The 7,027-nt window shown below is 64.1% G+C and carries 6 protein-coding genes; 1 reads left to right on the top strand and 5 read right to left on the bottom strand.

Annotated features, from left to right (window positions below; all coding sequences use genetic code 11):
- From J6500_RS15065 to J6500_RS15045, 5 genes are all read right to left on the bottom strand, one after another.
- The coding region (locus tag J6500_RS15065) for a carboxyl transferase domain-containing protein (protein WP_283842920.1) at nucleotides 1-625 on the bottom strand (625 nt) is incomplete at its 3' end.
- Nucleotides 626-630: 5 nt separating this feature from the next.
- Entirely contained in the window at nucleotides 631-1,593 is a 963-nt protein-coding gene (locus J6500_RS15060) for a thiolase family protein (RefSeq protein WP_225713481.1), read from the bottom strand.
- A gap of 66 nt (nucleotides 1,594-1,659) precedes the next feature.
- Nucleotides 1,660-2,409, bottom strand: a complete 750-nt coding sequence (locus J6500_RS15055; RefSeq protein WP_225713480.1) for an SDR family NAD(P)-dependent oxidoreductase — start codon at nucleotides 2,407-2,409, stop codon at nucleotides 1,660-1,662.
- An 18-nt stretch (nucleotides 2,410-2,427) separates the two neighbouring features.
- Nucleotides 2,428-4,080, bottom strand: a complete 1,653-nt coding sequence (locus J6500_RS15050) for an AMP-binding protein (RefSeq protein WP_225713479.1) — start codon at nucleotides 4,078-4,080, stop codon at nucleotides 2,428-2,430.
- Between the two features lie 40 nt (nucleotides 4,081-4,120).
- A complete protein-coding gene (locus J6500_RS15045) occupies nucleotides 4,121-5,587 on the bottom strand; it encodes a flavin-containing monooxygenase (protein ID WP_225713478.1) in 1,467 nt (488 codons plus the stop codon).
- A 213-nt stretch (nucleotides 5,588-5,800) separates the two neighbouring features.
- Between J6500_RS15045 and J6500_RS15040 the strand changes: the two genes are divergently transcribed.
- Complete coding sequence (locus tag J6500_RS15040) at nucleotides 5,801-7,018, top strand: ABC transporter substrate-binding protein (RefSeq protein WP_225713477.1); 1,218 nt, start codon at nucleotides 5,801-5,803, stop codon at nucleotides 7,016-7,018.
- The last annotated feature ends 9 nt before the right edge of the window (nucleotides 7,019-7,027 follow it).

Here is a 7,027-nt window from a genome sequence, read left to right as displayed (position 1 = left end):
CGGCGGTCACCACCTCGTTGGTGACGGTCTTCACCACGTCGGGGCCGGTGACGAACATGTAGCTGGTGTTCTTCACCATGAAGATGAAGTCGGTCATCGCGGGCGAATAGACGTCGCCGCCGGCGCAGGGGCCCATGATGACGGAGATCTGCGGGATCACGCCCGAGGCGATGACGTTGCGGCGGAACACGTAGGAATAGCCCGCCAAGGCGGCTACGCCCTCCTGGATGCGCGCGCCGCCGGCGTCATAGAGGCCGATGATCGGCGCCCTCGCCTTCATCGCCATGTCCTGCAACTTCGTGATCTTCAGCGCGTGGGTTTCCGACAGCGAGCCGCCGAATACGGTGAAGTCCTTCGCGAACACGAAGGCCTTGCGGCCGTTGACGGTGCCCCAGCCGGTGACGACGCCGTCGCCGGGGATCTTGCTTTTCTCCATGCCGAATTCGGTCGAGCGGTGCTCGACGAACATGTCGAATTCCTCGAACGAGCCCTTGTCGAGCAAGAGCTCGATGCGCTCGCGGGCCGTCAGCTTGCCGCGGGCGTGCTGCGCCTCGATGCGCTTTTCGCCGCCGCCGAGTCTGGCGCCTGCGCGCCGAGCCTCCAGTTTGCTATTGATAGTAAGCATCCTATTCAGGCCCGTTCTATAATTGTCGCATTTGCCATTCCGCCGGCCTCGCACATCGTCTGCAGGCCGTAACGGCCGCGCGTTTGTTCGAGCGCATTCACCATCGTGGTCATTAGGCGCGCGCCGGAGCAACCCAAGGGGTGCCCGAGCGCGATCGCGCCGCCGCGCGGATTCAAACGGGCAGGATCGACTTCGAATTCGCGATTCCAGGCGAGCGGAACGCTCGCGAACGCTTCGTTTACTTCGAAATGGTCGATTTGATTGGGGAAGCGCTGCGCGAGTTCCTCATTGCGGAACGCGGGCTTCAGCTGGGCGAGGCTCTCGACAGTGGTCGACGGCCGGATCGATTCGTCGACAGCGACCATGCGGCCGCGAACATCAACCCCGATGATCTCATCGACAAAGCCACCGGCCTCGCTCGTCTGCGCTGCAAGCTGCTGCGAGCGTGCCGCATAGGCGTCGAGTTCGGCCCGTGAGAGTTGCCACTTCGCCGCAACCAACTCGGCAGCGATCCCCTGCGAGACCAGTCCCGGTGCGAAACGGGCATGCACGCCGGGGCCGTGGTCGTCCATCCGCATCCGGTTCGATCCCATCGGCACCCGGCTCATCGATTCGACACCGCCGGCGATGACGATGTCGTGGGCCCCGGCGGCGACACCCTGTGCGGCGAAATGCACGGCCTGCTGGCCCGAGCCGCATTTGCGGTCGATCATCGTCGCCGGCACATGCACCGGAAAGCCGGCGGAGAGCACCGCCATCCGCGCGGCATTGGCCTGCTCGCCGGATTGCGTGACGCAGCCGACGATGACGTCGTCGACCAGAGCAGGATCGAGCGCGTTTCGCGCAATGACCGCCTTGAGGACGGTCGCGAGCAGATCAACGGGGTGCACGGATGACAGCGCGCCACCCTCCTTGCCCTTGCCCATCGGGGTTCTGACGGCGTCGACGATCACGGCATTGCGGGTCAAGGCAGCGCTCCTTCCAATCCAGCCCGACACTGTGCGGCTGCGATCGCCGCACGGCGGTTCCTTGCGTCAGGCATCCGCAGGCTGCGGCAGGAATTTCGCGATCGACCAGCCGCCGTCGACCGGGAGAACGACGCCATTGACGAAGCTTGCGGCGTCCGACGCAAGGAATGCACAGGCCTCGCCGATCTCCTCGGGCTGGCCGACCCGGCCGAGCGGGCAGTTCTCGATCATCATGCGGTGCCACCATGCGTTGTTCTTGATCCGGTCGTCGGTGCCGGGGCTCCAGATCAGGCCGGGCGCCACGGCATTGACGCGGATCCCGTCCCTGCCGAATTCGGTCGCCAGCATCCGGGTGATGCCGACGACGGCGAACTTGGTGGGGACGTAGGCCGCGGCACCCGCAATGCCGACCAATCCGAACGCCGACGCGATATTGACAATCGCGCCGCGGTTCTTCGTCAGGGCAGGAAGCGCGAGGCGGCAGAGCCGCAGCACCGGCCGGACATTGATCGAATAATATCGTTCGTAATCGTCGTCGGTCGTCTCCAGGAAGGAGCGGGCATTGCCGAGGCCGGCATTGTTGACCAGCGCGTCGAGCCCGCCGAAGCGATCGACGCATGCGGCCATGACCTGCTCGCAGGCGTTGCCGTCGCGAAGGTCGGCCGTGACGTGAGCATAGCTGCCTGACGCCGCGACCGTCTCGCTCGCCGGCTTCTGGTCGACGCCGAACACCTGCCAGCCATGCTTGAGGAACACCTTCGCGATCCCGAGGCCTACGCCCTGGGACGAACCCGTCACCATCACCGTGCGCGTCATATTGATCTCCCTCTGGTTTCAGCTCGTGAGTTTGTCGCGCTTGATCCGGATGCCGGCTTTCTCGCGATCCCAGGTGTCGGCCGTGATGCCCTGCTGCCGCAGCACGTACTTCTCGACCTTCTGCGTCGGGGTGCGCGGCAAATCGGCGACGATGCGCACGTAGCGCGGGATCATGAAGTGCGCGAGCCGGGCCTGCAGGAACTCCAGCAATTCCTCCGGCTGCACCGCCGCGCCGGGCGCCGGCGCCACGACCGCGAGCACGTCGTCCTCGGCAAGTTCGTTCGGCACCGCGACCACAGCGCATTCGCGGATCGCCGGATGCGACAGGATCTCGGCCTCGACCTCGAACGAAGAGATGTTCTCGCCACGGCGGCGGATCGCATCCTTGATGCGATCGACGAAGAAATAGTTGCCATTCTCGTCCCGGCGGAACGCATCGCCGGTGTGGAACCAGCCGTTGCGCCAAGCTTGCGCCGTCGCCTCGGGATGCTTGAAATAGCCAGAATTGAGGGCCCATGGCGCGTCGCTGCGGATGATCAATTCGCCGACGTCGCCCGGCGCAACTTCGCAATCATGCTGATCGACGATACGAAGCGCGTTGCCCGAACGTGCCTTCCCGCATGTGCCCGGCACCAGCGGATTGCGCTCGGATACGATCGGCGTGTTGAGCTCGGTCATGTTGAACAGCGTCCACACGTCGACGCCGAACCGCTCCGCGAATGCCTGGGAGTCGCCTGGAAGGGGAATCATGGTCACCTTCTTCAGCGTGTGCTTGCGATCGGCATCCGACGGCGGGAGCTTGGCGATGAAGCTCGACATCACGCCGAGCAGGATCGTGTAGGTCGCCTGTGTGGCATCGACGGTCGGCCAGAACCGATCGGTGCTGAAATCGCCGCCCAGCCCCACCGCGCCGCCGCGATTGAGCATCGCCGAGACCGGCAGCGTGCCGCCGATATGGAAGAACGGCAGGAAGCACAGCACGCTGTCGGTCTCGTCGAGCATCGGATAGGCGGCCGGACCGCACATGTGCCACATATGCGCGTAGGAGCTGACCACGCCCTTGGATCGGCCGGTCGTGCCCGACGTGTAGACGATCGATTGCGGATCCCAGGGCTCGATCGGCCGTGCCAGCGGCGGCAGATCCGCAGGATCAAGATCGAGCGCGGCGAGCGGGAGCTGCCTTTTCCCCGTGATCTCGGCGGCGGGCTCGCCGGCGACGACGATCGTCTCGATCGCACCGCAGTCGATCTCCCGCAGCCTGTCCACAAGGCCGGCGTTCGCCAGCAGCACCGTCGCGCCGCCATTGACCAGGACGTGCGAAAGAAGTCCGCCGCGATAGGCCGTGTTGATCGGCACGTAGATCCCACCGAGCCAGTTGATCGCAAACCAGGCCCGCACGATATCGACCGTGTTCGGCAGCCAGACATTGACCGTATCGCCCTGCTTCACGCCGATGAAGGCAAGGCCCGCGGCAAGCCGCTGGACCGAGGCGCAGAACGCGCCATAGGTCGTCACCGTGCCGTCGGGAAAGCGCAGGAACGGCCGCTCCGGATGCATGGCGGCGCGGCGCTCGAGCACGTAGCGCAGCACGGCTTCGTCGCGCGCGGGAACGCGTTGCGCATCGACCAGCGCCGCGGCGACGTCGGGTTCGTTCGCGATTGAACCGGCCATTGACCTCCTCCCTCTCAGTTGCTGGCGCCGCCGGCGGCGCCTAGGCGACCTTGAATTCCTCCATGCGGGGCTGCTTCAGGTCGGCCTCGAACCGACCGTACGACCACGGCCATGAGACGACCTTGCCCTGCTTGTCGAAGTACCAACTCGTGCATCCGCCGGTGACCCAGACCGTATGCTTGATCGCCTGCTCGACATCGGAATTGAATGCGTCGGTCGCCTGCTGCGTCGGCTCGACCTCGCGACAGGCGCCTTCGGCCAGCAGCTTTATGAGCTGCGTCACATAGCCGATCTGGACCTCGGCGGTGCGCAGGAACGAGAAATTTCCGATCGGGCTGTTCGGGCCGCCGATGAAGAACAGGTTGGGAAAGTCGGGGACCGCGACCGAGCGATACGCCTGGCACGATTCCTTCCAGCGCTCGTTCAGGCTGACGCCGTTGCGGCCGACGATGGTCGCCGGACGAAAGAAGGTGAACGGATCGAAGCCGGTCGCATAGACGATCACGTCGAGGTCATGCAGCAGGCCGTCCTTGGTTCGAACGCCGGCGGGCTCGATGCGCATGATCGCGGTGTCGACCAGGTGCGCGTTCGGACGCTGAATCGCCGGGTAGAACTTGTCCGACACGATCAGGCGCTTGCATCCGGCCTGATAGGACGGCGTCAGGCGCCGCCGAAGGTCCGGATCGCGAACGTTGTCTTCCAGGTTCTGGCGGCACGCCCGCGCCATTTCGGCGAGGCCAGCCGCGTTCTCGCCGACCAGTGACGCCGCGAAGCGCTCGTTGAACAGGTTGTTGAGGTGCTCGTAGAGATCCGCCATCTTCTGCGGTTCGTTTCGAAACGCGGTTTTCTTCGCTTCGGAGAACGGGTTGTTCGGAACGTTGATGATCCACTGCGGCGTTCGCTGGAACAGCGATACCGACGCAACCTCATCGACGATGGCCGGCAGGATCTGCGTGGCGGTCGATCCGGTGCCGATAATGCCGACGCGTCTGCCCGCGAGCGGAACCGAATGGTCCCATCGCGAGCTGTGGAATGATGCGCCGGCGAAGCTGTCGCGGCCTTCGATCTCCGGCAACACAGGCTTGTGCAGGACGCCGGTCGCCGCGACCACGGCGTTGAACAATCCCTCGTCACCCTTGACCGTGGTGATCCGCCACATCCCCTCGCCGACGAACTGCGCCCTGGTGACCTCGCTCGACAGCCGAACATTTTCGAGAACGCCGAGTTCGTCCGCCACTCTGCGGAAATAGGCGTGGATCTCCGCCGCCGGCGAATATTCGTGGCTCCACTCGGCGTTCGGAGCAAAGGAATAGCGATAGAGGTGCGAAGGAACGTCGCAAGCAAGACCCGGATAGGTGTTGTCTCGCCAGGTTCCACCGACATCGTCGGCACGCTCGAAGATCGTGTAGGCGATGCCCGCGCGCGCCAGATACACCGCCGTCGCGATCCCGGAGGCGCCGGCGCCGATGATAGCCACTCTGAAGGAGCCGTTGCTCGCGTTGATCATCTTTGACGCCTCCCGTGTCCGGACAGAGCCCATATTCTGATCGATATAAAAATATACCATCTAGTATATGTCAAGCTAGAATCGTCCTGCGCTGCCATCCTCCCGTCTCCGGCCGGGATCATCGATTTGGCGCGCTCCGAGTTGCCTTTGCGACGTTCGTACTGTATGAGATATAAAACTACCAATAAGTATATACGAGGAATGGAGGGTCTTATGCTGCTTCCTGCTGGTAGAATGCTGCTCGCGTGCCTGATCGTGCTGTCGGCGAGCGTCGCCCGGTCCGAAGAGCGGGTATTGAAGATCGGGGTCCTTGACGACATGTCGGGCCCCTATGCCGACCTGTCCGGACAGGGATCGGTCATCGCCGCGAAGCTGGCAGTAGAGGATTTCGGCGCGGGCCTGGGTCGAAAGATCGAAATCGTGTCGGCCGATCACATGAACAAGGCGGACGCCGCCGTCGCGATCGCGAAACGATGGATCGAGGCCGAGGGCGTCGAGATGATCACCGGCCTCAGCAACTCCGCGGTGGCGCTTGCGGCCCGCAACGTGGCTTCATCGAACGGAAAGATCGATATCGTCGTCAATGCGGGCTCCAGCGACCTCAGCGGCAAGGCGTGTACGCCGACATCGTTCCACTGGGTCTACGACAGCTACGGGCTCGCCAAGACAGTCGGCATGGCCACGATCCGCTCCGGTGCGGATACCTTCTACCAGGTGCTCGTAGACTACGCATTTGCCACCGCGATGGGCCGCGACGGCTCGCGCTTCGCGGAGGCCGCAGGCGGCAAGCCGGTCGGCAGCGTCCGTGTGCCGTTGAACACGGCGGACTACAGCTCCTTCATTCTGCAGGCGCAGTCGTCAAAGGCGAAGGCCATCCTGCTCGCACTCGCGGGAGCGGATTTCATCAATTTCGTCAAGCAGGCCCACGAATTCGGCATCACCGACAGCGGCCAGAAGCTGGCCTCCTTCATCACCTACGCCAACGATATCCACTCCCTCGGGCCCAAGACCGCCCAAGGCCTGCTGTCGTCGGAAGCGTTCTACTGGGATCTCGACGACAAGACGCGCGCCTTCTCCAAGCGCTTCTTCGCGGCCGCCAAGAAGATGCCGAACAGCATGCAGGCCGGCGTCTACAGCGCAGTGATGCATTATCTCAAGGCGGTGCAAGCCGCAGGAACGACCGACGCCAAGCAGGTCGTCGCGAAGATGCGGGAACTGCCGGTCAACGACTTCATGACCGACAACGGTCACGTCCGCGAGGATGGCCGTCTGCCGCGACCGATGTACCTGTTCCAGGCGAAGTCGCCGAAGGAGTCCGCCGGAGACTGGGATATCCTGAAGCCGATCGAGAAACTGAGCGCCGAGGAAGCGACCCGCCCGCTCTCGGAAAGCGAATGCCCGCTGGTCAAGGACGTGCAGGCGAAGAAGTAAGGGGAAGCG

The organism is Bradyrhizobium semiaridum, from assembly GCF_020329505.1.
GTDB classification, from domain to species: Bacteria; Pseudomonadota; Alphaproteobacteria; order Rhizobiales; family Xanthobacteraceae; genus Bradyrhizobium; species Bradyrhizobium semiaridum.
This window is presented reverse-complemented; position numbering and strand designations above follow the sequence as displayed.

Coding starts and splice junctions, on each gene's coding strand:
- J6500_RS15055 (WP_225713480.1), bottom strand. CDS start 2,409: ATGACGCGCACGGTGATGGTGACGGGTTCGTCCCAGGGCGTAGGCCTC.
- J6500_RS15050 (WP_225713479.1), bottom strand. CDS start 4,080: ATGGCCGGTTCAATCGCGAACGAACCCGACGTCGCCGCGGCGCTGGTC.
- J6500_RS15045 (WP_225713478.1), bottom strand. CDS start 5,587: ATGATCAACGCGAGCAACGGCTCCTTCAGAGTGGCTATCATCGGCGCC.
- J6500_RS15040 (WP_225713477.1), top strand. CDS start 5,801: ATGCTGCTTCCTGCTGGTAGAATGCTGCTCGCGTGCCTGATCGTGCTG.